A 12,997-nucleotide genomic window follows, 5' to 3' on the forward strand; every position below is an offset into this window, starting at 1 on the left:
GACAGGGGGCCCAGTCAAAGAATTTGAATCGGCCGTCAAGGATTTTGAACGTTGGTGGCGTCGCCGGTCAGTCCAAGGACCTTGAGTTTATACTGAAGCAGGCTGCGGCTGATCCCGAGCAGCTCCGCGGCCTTGGCCTGCACGCCGTGGCTGCGCGCCAGAGCCCGCGCAATCAACTGTCGCTCGATCGCCTTGAGCGTCTGATCCAGCGGGACATTGGACGGCAGGAACCGGGCCAGGGCCGCGCTCCAATCTCCGCCTACCGAGAGCTCCAGCGGGAGGTCGTCCGGCTGGATCTCGTCCTCCCTGGCCATCAGCGCGGCGTGCGCCAGCACGTTGTGCAGTTCCCGGACGTTGCCCGGCCAGTGGTAGCGGGCGAGCAGGCTCTTCGCGGCCTCGGAGAGGCGCCGGCCGCGCACGCCGCCCTCCCGCACAAGCTGGGTGAGGTAGGCCTCCGCCAGCAAGGGGATGTCCTCGGCCCGGTCCCGCAGGGGCGGCACGTCAATCCGGACCACGTTCAGCCGGAAAAACAGGTCCTCGCGGAATCGCCCCGCCTGGACGTCTGCTTTGAGGTCTCGGTTCGTCGCGGCCAGGATGCGGACGTCCGCCTCGACCACTTTCTCTCCGCCCACCCGCCGAATCTCCTGGTTGTCCAGGACGCGGAGGAGCTTGGCTTGGAGGGGGAGCGTAAGCTCGCCGATCTCGTCGAGGAACAACGTTCCCCCGTGCGCCTGCTCGAAGATCCCGCGGTGCCGCGCGCTCGCCCCGGTGAAGGCACCGCGCTCGTGCCCGAACAGCTCGCTTTCCGCCAGGCTGTCGGTGAGCGCCCCGCAGTTCACCGCGAGAAACGGCTGGCCGCACCGTGGCCCGTTGAAATGGATCGCGCGCGCGACCAGCTCCTTCCCGCAGCCGCTCTCGCCGGAAATGAGCACGGTGGTCCGGGCGCCGATGACCCGCTTGATCTTCTCGAACACTGCCTGCATCGCGGGGCTCGTCCCGACCAGCCGATCGAAGTGATACTGGTGGGCCAGCGACTGCGAGAGCCTGATGTTCTCCCGCACGAGCGTCGTGCGCTCCAGCGCCCGGGCCACGGTGCGGAGGAGATCCGCGTTGCTGAAGGGCTTTTGAATGAAGTCGTAGGCGCCCAGCCGCATCGCCTCGACCGCCCGCTCCACGGTCCCATAGGCGGTCATCACGATCGTCGAGACCGCCGGGGCGCAGTCCCGAACCTTGGTGAGCAGCGCCATGCCGTCCATCTCCGCCATCCGCAGGTCGGTCAGGAGGAGGTCCACGGGTTCCTGCCGGAGCAGGGCCAGGGCATCCGCGGCCTTGTCGCAGGTGAGCACGTCGTAGCCCTCGCTCTCGAACAACTCCTCCAGCACCCAAAGATAGTTCTTCTCGTCGTCCACGACCAGGATCGTCGCCATGGCGTCAACCTCGCCGCTCCACCGCGCCCGTCGGCGACCGGACAGCCGCCTCCCGCGCTTCGCCGGGCAGGGTGATCGTGATGCAGGTCCCCCGGCCGAGCGTGCTGACCACCTCCAGACGCCCGCCGTGCTCGGCGATGATGCGGCGGGCCAGCGAGAAGCCCAGCCCGACCCCGCCTGCGCGTTTGGTGAAGAACGGATCGCCCAGCCGCTGCAGGTCCTCGGGCGAGAGCCCTACCCCGGTATCCGTGACGGACAGGCGCACGCCGCCCGTCTCGCAGTCCGGCTGAGCTTCGAGACCGAGAGTGCCGCCATTGGGCATGGCCTGGAGGGCGTTGCTGACCAGGTTCGTGAGGGCCTGGTACAGCAGCTCGCGGTCGCCCAGGACCCACAGGGGCTCCGCGGGGACCGTCATCCGGACCTCGTAGGCGCCGGCGAACGACCGCACGGTTGCCGACTGCGTGACCGTGCGGAGGAGCGTCTGCACGTTGACGGGCGCGGACTGGATCCGGAGCGGGGCCCCGAGCCGCAGGACGCTCTCGACGGCCCGATTGAGGCGCCCCGCCTCCTCCAGCAGCACCGTGAGGTGGTGCTGGACGGAGGGATCCGTGACGCGCGAGGCCAGGATCTCGGTCGCCCCCCGAATGATGCCCAGGGGAGTCCGCACCTCGTGGGCCACCTGCGCCGCCAGCTCGCCGAGCGCCGCCATTTGGCTGATGCGCTGGAGGCGCTCTTCCATCTGGGTGAGCTGGGCGAGCCGCTCGGTCAGCTCGGCCTGGACCCGCTGCAGATCCGCGTTGGCCTCGGCCAGCGCCGCGACCATCGTCTGGTAGCGGCTCAGTTGCTCGCGCTCATCCTTGGCGAAGACATACGCCAGGACGCCCGCCATCGTAAAGTACACCATAGCCGCCACCGCGTCCTGGAACTCCTTGACGCGCGTGATGTGCGCCGTCAGCTGCTCGCCCGTGAGGATGAACCCGATCATCGCGATGTTGGCGCCGCCGACGACCAGCGCGACGTCCCGACCGGGCAGCTTGGTCGCCGCCGAGACGATCGGCAGCAGGTAGACCAGCTCGTAGATGCTCCCGCTGCCCTCGGTCGCCGCCACGAGCACCGAGGCCAGCGCAAGCTGCAGGAAGATGTTGGCGCGAAAGGCCAGCAGCCGGCGGGCGGCGTACTCGTCCTCGACCGGGAGCAGCGGGTAGACAACCTCCAGGCCCTGCAGCAGGATGAGGCCGAGGAAAGAGAGATACGCGGCCGGCGTCGCCGGGCGCGTCGCGCTGCCGAGGAAAAACAGCAGGGCGCCGAGCAGCCCCAGCGTGCCCGCCTTGAGCACTCCAGAGAGAGAGGCCGACCGCAGCCTGGTGGACATCAGCGCCCCTGCACGATCAGGCTCCTCCTGGCGCGGGCCTCATCCCCTCGAGTCCTGCCCCTTGATCAGGACCGCTCCCTTGGTGACGATGCGCTCGCCCGAACTGACGCCCTCGATGACCCGCACGCGGTCCCCCGTGGCGCCTGCCACCTTGACCTCGCGTCGGGTGAACTTACCCGGAGCCTCGACGACGTAGACGAACTGCTTGCCCTCCACCTCCAGCACCGCCTCTTTCGGGACGGCCAGGAAGGGAGCCGCCTCGGCTACCTGGATGTGCAGGCGCGCGAACATCTCGGGCTTGAGCTTGCCGTTCTCGTTATCCACCCAGGCCCGGACCTTGATCGTCCGGGTCAGCGGATCCACCACGTCGCCGATCGCCGCGATCACCGCGGGGAAGTTCGTGCCCGGATAGGCCTCCACCGTCACGTGCGCGACCTGGCCGACCTTCACGAGCGCGAGGTCCCGCTCGTAGACATCCGCCACCACCTGCAGGCGGTCCAGGTCTGCCACGGTGAACAGCACCTGCGTCGGATCGCCCCCCACGGACTGGCCGGGGGTGACGAGCCGCTCCACCACCGTCCCGGTCAGCGGGCTTTTCATCTCGAACCGGGAGGTGATCTTCTGCTCGGCGAGCGGCTTCTCCAGCTCCGTCGCCGGCACCCGGAGTGACAGCAGCCGCTCTTTCGCCCGCCGGAACTCCGCCCGGGCCTTCACGAGGTCGTTCTCGGCCTGTTTGAGATCCTTCTGCGGCAGCGCCTTGGTCTCGAACAGGTCTTTGGCCAGCTCATAGGCGCGGGTCGCGTACTCCAGCTCGGAGGCTTCCTTCACGAAGTCCGAATAGGCGGCGGTGATGTCCGGGCTGTCAATCACGACCAGGACATCGCCGGTCTTGACACGATCGCCGAGCTTGGCCCGGACCTCGAGCACCCGGCCCTGGACCGGCGAGGAGATCTTGGAATACCTATCTTCCCCGTAGGCGACCTTGCCCGCGAGCGTGAGCACCGGCGACACGGGGCTGTAGTCCACGACAGCCGTCTCGATCCGGCTCAGGAGATCGCCCGGTGGCGCCGGCGCGGATCCGGCTGCCGGCGCGGCGTTGGACGCAGCGGGCTCGTGGTCCCGTCCGCAGGCGGCGACCAGGGCGACGAGGCAGGCGAGCAGGGTGATGGTGATCCGGGGCGTCACGACGTGATCTCTTTGCCGACCGCGTTTTCCAACTGGAACAGGTTGTGCTGGTACTGGAACAGCGCCTCGATGTAGTTCTGCTGGATGGCCCGCGAGGTTCGGGCGGCATCGAGCAGATCCAGGATCGTCGCGCCGCCGCGCTCGTAGGCCCGCTCGACGATCGTGAGCGTCGCCCGGGCATCGTCGAGGATTCCGGCCAAGTAGGCTTCCACGAGTCGCCGGCTCTGGACCAGGGTCCGGTAGGCGATGTCCACCTGGTTCTCCACCTGCACGAGCGTCTTCTGGAGGTCGGCTTCGGCCACTTGGTAGGAGACCTCCGCCTGCGCGATCCCGCCCTGGTTCCGGTTGAAGAGCGGCAGCGGCACGCCCAAACCTAACATGACCTGTTGCTGGTTGTCCGGCCCGCGCGGCCCCTGGACCGCGTACCCGGCGCCGATTGTGACGTCCGGGAACCGATAGGCCTTGGCGAGCCGCAGGTCCGCCGCCCGCTGGTCCTTGGTCAGCCGCTTTTGCCGGATGTCTGGCCGGGCCTCTAGGGCCACTTGGCGCAGGGTCGCGATGTCGGGTTCGACCCGGCGGTAGTCCAGCTCCGTGGTCAGCTCGAGCGCCTGGTCGGGCGACAGCCGCAGCAGGATGCGGAGATCGGCCCGGGCGGCGTCCGCCTCCTGGGTCGCCTGGATCACCTGCGACTGGAAATCCACGACCTGCAACCGGATTCGGATCAGGTCCACCTCGGCGATGAATCCCTTCTTGAACCGGATCGTGTTGACCTCGAGGATCCGGGCGAACCGATCGCGATTCTCTTCCGCCAGGGCTAGCCGGCGCTGGGCGAGTTGCACCCGGTAGTAGGTATCCTTCAGCGTGAACACGAGCTGCCGGATCGCGTCCTCGAAGCTGGCCTCGGCCGACCTCGTGCCCAGTTCGGCGCTCTCGATCCGGTAGCCCCGCTTGCCCGCCATCTCGAAGAGCTGCTGGATCTGCGGGAACACCTGCCCGCTCCGAGCCATCGTCTGGCCCTGCGTGTAGGCGCTCAGGGTCCCCACCCAGAAGGTCGGGTTCGGGAACAGATGGGCGGTGATCTCTTGCCCCTTGGCGTAGTCAATGCCGAACTTCGCGATGATGAGGTCCAGGTTCTGCTTGAGGAACAGGGCGAGGGCCTCGTTGAGGCTCAAGCGCAGCACCGGGGACGCAGGCGGGGGAGCCATCATCGCGCCTTCCTGGGCGGACTGGGCCGCGGGCGCCGTCGCAGCAAGGGCGGGCGAGAGCAGGACCAGGCTCACCCAGAGAGCCAACCCAAGCCGGGCGCGCGACTCGCGAGCTCGAGCACTACGCATGCCGATGACCCCATCGCCGTGGTTGCCAGACCGAGGTTTCGCCATATCCGCCGCCCTCACCTTCGCCCGACCTGTCCTCCTGCAGTCGGTCTATTCTACAGATTTCCCTCAGGGATTGGGACTAGGAAATTTGCCGGCCTGGCTCAATGCAGCTTCAGCGCCGTCCAGGCCCGGTCGTAGAGCCGGATCGCCTCCCCGACGTCCGTCATCCACTCGAGCCGGGCAGCGTCCGCCTCAGTCGGATAGACGGCCGGGTTGTCCCGCACGTCCGGCCGCACCAGGGGCAACGCGTCGCGATTGGCAGAGGCGAACAGCAGGCGCTCCGTCGTGCGGGCGGCCACCCTGCGATCGAGCAGGTGGTTGATCAAGCGCATCGCGAGGTCCCGGTTCCGCGAGGTCTTGAGGACGACGAGGCAGTCCGCCCAGATCGTCGCGCCCTCGCGCGGGAGGGCGTACCGGATGGACGGACGCTCGGCCATAGCCCGGGCCACCGCGCCGCCCCAGCCGTGGGCGAGGACGACCTCGCCGGAGGCCAGCAACTGATCGTAGTTCTCGCTCGTGTAGGTCTTGACCAGCGGCTTCTGCTCGAGCAGTTTGCGGCTGGCCTGATCGATCGCCGCAGGGTTCCGGCTGTTCTGGGAGTACCCGAGGACGTGGAGCGCAACCCCCAGCACCTCCCGCTGGTCGTTGAGCATGCTGATCCGGCCCTTGTAGCGGGGATCCCAGAGCGCCGTCCAGCTCTCCGGCGGCCGCTCGACCACGCGGGCATCATACCCGATTCCGACCGTTCCCCATAGATAGGGCACGGAATACCGGTGCTCGGGGTCGAAGGGGAGGGTCTGCAGGCGTTCCACCAGCCGGGTCGCGTTCGGAATCCTCGCCGGATCCAGCTCGGCGAGGAGGCCCAACTTGATCAGGATGGAGACCATGAAGTCCGAGGGCACCGCGACGTCGTAGCCGGGCGCCCCGCTCTGGAGCTTGGCGAGCAGCTCCTCGTTGCTGCCGAAGGTGTCCGCCACGACCCGGGCGCCGGTCTCTCGCTCGAATTCGTCGAGTGCGGCCTGGTCCACGTAGTCGGACCAGGTAAAGTAATACAGCGTCGGCCGGGCGCCCGCCCCTGGCTCGGCCCCCTCCTCCGCGGGTTGGCAGCCAGCAAGAAGGCAAAGGGTCAAAGGCACCAGACACAAGCGGACCGACCGCCTGCCCGTGATTGCAGCAGGCCCTGAGCTGGCTGCTAACTTTTCACCTTTCACTTTTGCCTGTTAACTTCAAATGGCGTCGCGCCGCTGCAGGGCGAGCGACATCCCGACGAGCGCCATGGACACGAGCGCCAGGACCGCCGAGAGCGCGTTGATGACCGGGGACACGCCCGTTTTGACCATCGAATAGACCTTCAGCGGCAACGTGGTCGCGCCGGGACCCGCCGTAAAGAAGGACACGATGAAGTCGTCCAGCGAGAGCGTGAACGCGAGGAGCGCCGCCCCGAGGATCGCGGTCCTGAGCAACGGCAGCGTGACGCGCCGGAAGGCCTGCCAGGAGGTCGCCCCTAGGTCCCGCGCGGCCTCGACCAACGCGGGGCTGAGCTGGCGCAGCCGCGCCCGCACGATCAGCACGACGAGTGGGAGGTTCAGCGCCGCGTGGCCGATGGCGATCGTCGCCAGGCTCAGCGGCACCTGCACCAGCACGAAGAACAGCATGAGCGCGACCCCCATCATCACCTCCGGAATGACCAGCGGGAGCGCGAGCACCCCTTCCGCCCACCGCCGCCCGCGCGGCGCGAGCCCCTCGAGCCCGACCGCCGCTGCGACACCCAGCAGCGTGGCGACCGCCGTGGAGGCCGCGCCCACCAGGAGGCTGTTGCGCAGGGCCGCCCACAGCGCCTCGTCATCGAGGAGCAGCCAGTACCAGCGGAGCGTGAAGCCTTCCCACGTGGCCGCCAGCCGCGAGTCGTTGAACGAGAACAGGATCAGGACCGCGATCGGCGCGTAGAGGAAGGCCAGTTCCGCCAGGCCGATGCCCAAGAGCCACCGCCGCCGTCCGCGCATCGTTGCCCTCCCGGTCACGCCCGGCCACCCTCACCAGGACGCAGGACGGGCCGGCGCCGCCGGCCGCCGCTCCAACCGGAAATATACCGCCAGGGGCAGGACGACCAGGCTCATCAGCACGAACGAGAAGGCCGAGCCCAGCGGCCAGTCCCGGATCACGAGATACTCGTGCTGGATCAGGGTGCCGGCCATCATCGTCCGGCCTCCCCCGAGGAGGTCCGGCGTGAGAAAGGCGCCGAGCGACGGAATGAACACGAGCAGGCAGCCCGCGATCACCCCGGGCCTGGCCAGCGGCACGACGACCCGCCAGAAGACCGCCCATCCCGAGGCGTAGAGATCCCAGGCCGCCTCGATCAGCGAGACGTCCAGGCGCGCGAGCGTCGCGTAGAGCGGCAGGACCATGAAGGGCAGGTACCCGTAGACCAGCCCGAGCAGCACCGCGCCGTCGGTGTAGAGCAGCTCGACCGGGCCAGCGGCGAGCCCCCAGGAGACCAGGAGCGTGTTCACCAGTCCTTCGGACCGGAGGATGAACATCCAGGCGTAGGTCCGGACCAGGAAATTGGTCCAGAACGGCAGCAGGACCAGGACCAGCCAGAGTCCCTGCCGCGCGGGCGGCACGCGGGCCATGTAATAGGCCAGGGGAAACCCCAACACCAGGCACAGGGCGGTGGTGGCCCCCGCGAGCCACAGCGAGCGCCCGTACACCCGGAGATAGAGCGGATCGGCGACCAGCGCGTAGTTGGCGAGGCTGAACGTCCACTCCACCCCGCCGTAGAGCCCGCGCGAGGCGAAGCTGATGGCCAGGACGACCAGCAGTGGCGCGAAGAAGAACAGGATGAGCCAGACGGCCGCCGGCGCCAGGAGCCAGCACGCCGGGCGGCCCGCGGGGCCGGGATCAGGAGCCGACACGGACGACTCTCGCGGGGTCACTCTGTTAGGACGACTCCTTCCTCCGCGTTCCACCGGACAAAGACCGCTTCGCCGACTTCAAACCGCTTCCAGTCGCCTCCCGCGTTGGGTGCCTTGGCCGTCCAGGAGAGCCCGCCGGTCAGGGTGAGCCGGTAGTGTGTCTCGCTGCCGTTGTAGATCACCTTGTGGACGCGGGCGGGAACGGCGTTGTCGAACCCCTCGACGCGGTGCTCCCGCGAGAGGTGGAGCCGCTCCGGCCGGAGCACGAGCGTGACCCGGGCACCCGCTCCGAGCGCCCCGGGGCGACGCGCCCGGATCGGCGGGAAGGCCGGGGCGTCGGGCACCGCGAGCGTGCAGCGGGCGCCGTCCACGGACTCGATGCGGCCGGCGAGGCGGTTGGAGAGGCCGATGAACTGCGCGACGAAGGCCGTGGCGGGCGCCTCGTAGATCTCCCGGGGAGGCCCGACTTGGAGCACACGACCGCCGTACATCACCGCCACTCGGTCGGACATGGTCAGGGCCTCCTCCTGCTGGTGCGTGACGCAGATGAAGGTGATCCCAACGTGCTCTTGGATCGTCTTCAGCTCCACTTGCATGTCCTGCCGGAGCTGCTGGTCCAGCGCTCCCAGCGGCTCGTCCAGGAGCAGGACGGCGGGCCGGTTCACGAGCGCCCGTGCCAGCGCGACGCGCTGCTGCTCCCCGCCCGAGAGCTGCCAGGGATACCGCTCGCGGAGCGAGTCCAGTTGGACCATCTCCAGCGCGGCCCGAACCCTGACGTCAATCTCCCCGCGCGGCACGCGGCGCACTTCAAGCCCGAAGGCGACATTGCGCTGGACGGTCAGATGGGGAAAGAGCGCGTAGTGCTGGAAGACCAGGTTGACGGGTCTGCGATTGGGCGGGACGTCCCGCATGGAGCGTCCCTCGATCAGGATCTCTCCACGGTCGGGGCGCTCGAAGCCAGCCAGCAGCCGAAGCAGCGTCGTCTTGCCGGAGCCGCTGGGCCCAAGAATGGAGAAGAATTCCCCCTGGCGGACCTCCAGGGACACCCCGTCCACGGCGCGGACCCCGCCGTAGGCCTTTTCGACGCCGTGAGTTTCGATGCTGGTGTGGGCCAATCCCCCCGATTCCTCCTCGCACCGCACGACGCGGCGGGGACAGACTGCGCCCCCTCACTCGACGAGGCCGACCTTCCGGCCGCCCACCCGGTCGCGCTTCCGCTTGCGACGCCACTCCTGGTGCTCCCGGAGCAGCTCCTGGCGGAGCACCTCGTGATCCTCCGCCACGATCCGGACCAGGCGATCCGCGTCCTCGGCGTGGTCGCGGACCAACTCTGAGAGGGTGCGGACCTGGCGCTCCAGACGGTCGAGGCGCCACAGTACGGCCTTCAGGCTTGGGTTGAGCTTGAGTGGGGCCACGGCCTGCCGAGGCACCGGCGTGACGGCTTTCTTGGACATCCGAGCCTCCTTCGCACGATGGGGCAACGCCCTGCAGGCTACGCCAGCCCTGTCCCGGTCCCAGCCGCGGGTTCCGCCCGTAGTATCGTCGTGCGCGGGCGACCTGTCAACCCGTTTCCTCGCCTTCCTATTTACCCCTCGTCCTGCTACAATTTTGACGTATGCGGAACATCCTCGCGATGGTGCTCGCGGGCGGCAAGGGCGAGCGCCTGTATCCGCTGACGCAGCACCGGGCCAAGCCCGCGGTCCCGTTCGGCGGGCAGTACCGGATCATTGACTGCACCCTGAGTAATTGCCTGAATTCCAATATCCGGAAAATCGCCGTCCTGATCCAATACAAGTCGCATTCCCTGGACCGGCACATCCGGAGCGGCTGGAACGTCCTGAGCCCGGAGCTGGGCGAGTTCATCATCTCCGTGCCGCCCCAGCAGCGCATCAGCGAAGACTGGTACCGTGGCACCGCGGACGCGGTGTACCAGAACCTCTTCCTGGTGGACGCCGAGCGGCCGGAGTTCCTCCTGGTACTGGCGGGTGATCACATCTACAAGATGAACTACGCCGACATGGTGCGGTTCCTCATGGCCAAGCAGGCCGACGCAGTGGTGGGAGTCATCGAGTTTCCGCTGGCGGAGGCTAGCCGGTTCGGAGTGATCGGTGTGGACGAGGAGGACCGGATCGTCCGGTTCGAGGAGAAGCCGGCGCACCCGTTCCCCCTGCCCCGGGACCCGTCGCGGGCCTTCGTCTCCATGGGCATCTACCTGTTCCGCGCGAACGTGATCCGCGAGGTGCTCGCGGAGGATGCCAGACAGTCGGACTCCTCACATGACTTTGGCCGCGACATCATCCCGCGGATGATCCGCGGGAGCCGTGTCTTCGCCTTCCAGTTCCAGGACGAGAACCGGAAGGCGGTCCAGTACTGGCGGGACATCGGCACGCTGGACGCCTACTGGGAAGCCAACATGGACCTCGTCGCCGTGGACCCGCTCTTCAACCTCTATGACCAGAACTGGCCGATCCGCACCTACCAGATGCAGGTGCCGCCCGCCAAGTTCGTCTTCGCCCAGGACTTCCAGGGCGGGCGCATGGGGATCGCGCTGGACTCCATCGTCTCCGGCGGCTGCATCATCTCGGGCGGACGGGTCCAGAATTCCGTGCTCTCGCCGAACGTCCTCGTGCAGGACCACGCCGAAGTCCGCGAGTCCGTGCTGATGGAGAACGTGACCATCGGGGAGCACGCGCGGATCCGGCGGGCAATCATTGACAAGGACGTGAGCATCCCCGCGAAGGCGGAAATCGGCTACGATCTGGAGGCGGACCGGAGCCGCTTCACCGTGACGGAGTCCGGACTGGTGGTCATCTCCAAAGGAACCAAGCTGCATGCCTCCTTCGATCCATCCGGTTGACCTGGTCAACGCACTCCGCCACAAGAACCTGACCCCGGCGATCGTGTTCCTGACTTCGCGCCGCGCCTGCGACGATGCCATGCAGGCCTTTGAGCGCAGCCACAGCGTGCTGCCGCCGGCGCGCCAGCAGGCCATCGCGAAAGTGCTCCAGGAGGTCATCGCGCAATATCCAAGCGTCGCGGACCACCCCTTGGTGACGACCGTGCAACGGGTGGGCGTCGCGGCGCACCACGCCGGCCACCTGCCATCGTGGAAGATCGCGATCGAGGAGTTGATGCGGCAGGGTTGTCTGGACGCCGTGTTTGCGACCACGACCCTGGCGGCCGGGGTGGACTTCCCCGCCCGGACCGTGGTCCTGACCCAATCCAGCGTCCGGAAGACGCGCGACTTCACCGACCTCACGATCGGCGAGGTCCAGCAGCTCGCCGGCCGGGCCGGGCGGCGCGGCAAGGACCTGGTGGGCTTCGCCGTGGTGACACCCTCCCCATACATTGACCTGAACGTCATCGTGAAGGGCTTGACCGGCCAGCCGGAGCCCATCGACAGCCAGTTCGTGATCTCCTATCCGATGGTGCTGAACCTCCTTAAGGCGCATCCGGTGGACCAGATCCAGCCCATCCTGGCGAAGAGCTTCGCGCAGTTCCAGCTCAACCGGCGCGCCGAGACCCTGGAGACGAAGCTGGACGCCCTCCACGAGCAGATGACGCCCTACGGCCCACGGGTCTGCACGGACTGGATCACGCAGTGGCAGGTCTTCGACCATGCCCGGAAGCAGAAGGCCCACCGAGCACAGGTGCGGCACCGGGAGCCGCCGGAGCTGCGCGCCCGCCTCCACTTCCTGACGCCGGGCCGGGTGGTCGGGCTGGTCAAGGGACGCGGGGTCGTGCTGAGACAGTACCGGAGCCGCGGCCAACGCAGCCCCATGCTCACCATGCTGCGGCCGGGCGGAGGGATCGTCGAGTATCCGGCGAGCCTGGTCACGCAGGTCTTCGACCATATCCTCGAGGTCGAGGAGGCCCCCGTCTACCCCTGGTGCACGCCGGAGCGCCTGGACCGGCTCGTCGAGCAGCTCGGGGACCTGCCGACACGGCTCCCCCTGCTGCCGATCCTCGTCCAGGAAGAGCCCGAGGAGGGTGACATCGTGCAGACCCTAACCGACGAGTTCCCCTGCCCGACCTGCCCGTCCCGGTCGGCCTGCCGGAAGGACCATCCGGCGGCGCTGCGCCTGCGGCAGGAGATCCAGCGCCATACGAAGACGATCCAGGCACTGCGCAACAGTCTCTGGCATCGCTTCCAGGAGCGGGCCGAGGTGCTCCAGCAGCTCGGCTACCTGACCCCCACGTTCCATCTGACCGAGACCGGCGAGTGGGCCCGCTTGATCCGCATCGATCACTCGTTGCTGATCACCGAGCTGATCCGGGCTGAGGCATTCAGTGGCGCCGACCCGCAGCTCCTGGCCGCTGTCATGGCGAGCATCGCCCACGACGACGATCGCCCGGGGGTGTTCCCGCGCATGAGCCCTGGGCTCGCCTCGCTGATGGGGCAGGTCCGCCAACTGGCCGAGTCGCTGGCGTCCTACGAGGACCCGCCGCTGCTCCGCGCGGACGTGGCGGCCCTGGTCGAGCGCTGGGTCAGCGAGCCGACCCTGACCTGGATTGGCCTGTGCCGACTCACCACGATGGCCGAGGGCGACATCTATCGCCTGTTGGCCCGCACCATCGAGTACCTCTCCCAGATCCAGACGCTGCACGACACTCACCCGGGCCTGGCCGACACGGCCGCCCGCGCCATCAAGGCCGCGCGGCGGGGCGTCCTGGAGGAGCTCCCGTGAAGAGGTGAACCAGTCAATGGTCATTGGCTAGACACGA

General features: G+C 68.1%; 11 protein-coding genes. 2 read left to right on the top strand and 9 right to left on the bottom strand.

Annotated features, from left to right (window positions below; all coding sequences use genetic code 11):
• Nucleotides 1–35: 35 nt before the first annotated feature.
• The 9 genes from ACWHYQ_RS16420 to ACWHYQ_RS16460 all read right to left on the bottom strand — a co-directional run bounded on the left by ACWHYQ_RS16420 (nt 36) and on the right by ACWHYQ_RS16460 (nt 9,726).
• Nucleotides 36–1,427 carry a sigma-54-dependent transcriptional regulator gene (locus tag ACWHYQ_RS16420; protein WP_447973184.1) on the bottom strand — a complete coding sequence of 464 codons (1,392 nt, stop codon included), beginning with the start codon at nt 1,425–1,427 and terminating at the stop codon, nt 36–38.
• A gap of 4 nt (nt 1,428–1,431) precedes the next feature.
• Complete coding sequence (locus ACWHYQ_RS16425) at nt 1,432–2,799, bottom strand: two-component system sensor histidine kinase NtrB (protein ID WP_447973185.1); 1,368 nt, start codon at nt 2,797–2,799, stop codon at nt 1,432–1,434.
• Between the two features lie 39 nt (nt 2,800–2,838).
• The gene (locus ACWHYQ_RS16430) at nt 2,839–3,984 is read right to left on the bottom strand and encodes an efflux RND transporter periplasmic adaptor subunit (protein WP_447973186.1); all 1,146 of its coding nucleotides are present in this window, start codon (nt 3,982–3,984) and stop codon (nt 2,839–2,841) included.
• Entirely contained in the window at nt 3,981–5,318 is a 1,338-nt protein-coding gene (locus ACWHYQ_RS16435) for a TolC family protein (protein ID WP_447973187.1), read from the bottom strand. Before ACWHYQ_RS16435 ends, ACWHYQ_RS16430 begins: the two co-directional genes overlap by 4 nt.
• A 143-nt stretch (nt 5,319–5,461) precedes the next feature.
• The gene (locus tag ACWHYQ_RS16440; protein ID WP_447973188.1) at nt 5,462–6,496 is read right to left on the bottom strand and encodes an ABC transporter substrate-binding protein; all 1,035 of its coding nucleotides are present in this window, start codon (nt 6,494–6,496) and stop codon (nt 5,462–5,464) included.
• Between the two features lie 90 nt (nt 6,497–6,586).
• Nucleotides 6,587–7,363, bottom strand: coding sequence for an ABC transporter permease (locus ACWHYQ_RS16445; RefSeq protein ID WP_447973189.1), 777 nt, complete (start codon nt 7,361–7,363; stop codon nt 6,587–6,589).
• 30 nt (nt 7,364–7,393) lie between these two features.
• Complete coding sequence (locus ACWHYQ_RS16450; RefSeq protein WP_447973190.1) at nt 7,394–8,272, bottom strand: ABC transporter permease; 879 nt, start codon at nt 8,270–8,272, stop codon at nt 7,394–7,396.
• Between the two features lie 17 nt (nt 8,273–8,289).
• The gene (locus ACWHYQ_RS16455) at nt 8,290–9,387 is read right to left on the bottom strand and encodes an ABC transporter ATP-binding protein (RefSeq protein ID WP_447973191.1); all 1,098 of its coding nucleotides are present in this window, start codon (nt 9,385–9,387) and stop codon (nt 8,290–8,292) included.
• 54 nt (nt 9,388–9,441) lie between these two features.
• Nucleotides 9,442–9,726 carry a hypothetical protein gene (locus ACWHYQ_RS16460; RefSeq protein ID WP_447973192.1) on the bottom strand — a complete coding sequence of 95 codons (285 nt, stop codon included), beginning with the start codon at nt 9,724–9,726 and terminating at the stop codon, nt 9,442–9,444.
• Between the two features lie 161 nt (nt 9,727–9,887).
• Here ACWHYQ_RS16460 and glgC point away from each other — a divergent pair, with 161 nt between their 5' ends.
• Both glgC and ACWHYQ_RS16470 read left to right on the top strand, forming a co-directional pair.
• The gene (gene glgC, locus ACWHYQ_RS16465) at nt 9,888–11,129 is read left to right on the top strand and encodes a glucose-1-phosphate adenylyltransferase (protein WP_447973193.1); all 1,242 of its coding nucleotides are present in this window, start codon (nt 9,888–9,890) and stop codon (nt 11,127–11,129) included.
• Nucleotides 11,104–12,960 (top strand): hypothetical protein, encoded by a 1,857-nt coding sequence (locus ACWHYQ_RS16470; protein ID WP_447973194.1) that lies wholly within the window; start codon nt 11,104–11,106, stop codon nt 12,958–12,960. Before glgC ends, ACWHYQ_RS16470 begins: the two co-directional genes overlap by 26 nt.
• The last annotated feature ends 37 nt before the right edge of the window (nt 12,961–12,997 follow it).

This window comes from Nitrospira sp. Kam-Ns4a (assembly GCF_965152595.1).

What these genes read in the sequence shown, in the direction of transcription:
- ACWHYQ_RS16445 (WP_447973189.1), bottom strand. Translation starts at nt 7,363, where the DNA reads ATGCGCGGACGGCGGCGGTGGCTCTTGGGCATCGGCCTGGCGGAACTG.
- ACWHYQ_RS16435 (WP_447973187.1), bottom strand. Translation starts at nt 5,318, where the DNA reads ATGCGTAGTGCTCGAGCTCGCGAGTCGCGCGCCCGGCTTGGGTTGGCT.
- glgC (WP_447973193.1), top strand. Translation starts at nt 9,888, where the DNA reads ATGCGGAACATCCTCGCGATGGTGCTCGCGGGCGGCAAGGGCGAGCGC.
- ACWHYQ_RS16425 (WP_447973185.1), bottom strand. Translation starts at nt 2,799, where the DNA reads ATGTCCACCAGGCTGCGGTCGGCCTCTCTCTCTGGAGTGCTCAAGGCG.
- ACWHYQ_RS16460 (WP_447973192.1), bottom strand. Translation starts at nt 9,726, where the DNA reads ATGTCCAAGAAAGCCGTCACGCCGGTGCCTCGGCAGGCCGTGGCCCCA.
- ACWHYQ_RS16420 (WP_447973184.1), bottom strand. Translation starts at nt 1,427, where the DNA reads ATGGCGACGATCCTGGTCGTGGACGACGAGAAGAACTATCTTTGGGTG.
- ACWHYQ_RS16470 (WP_447973194.1), top strand. Translation starts at nt 11,104, where the DNA reads ATGCCTCCTTCGATCCATCCGGTTGACCTGGTCAACGCACTCCGCCAC.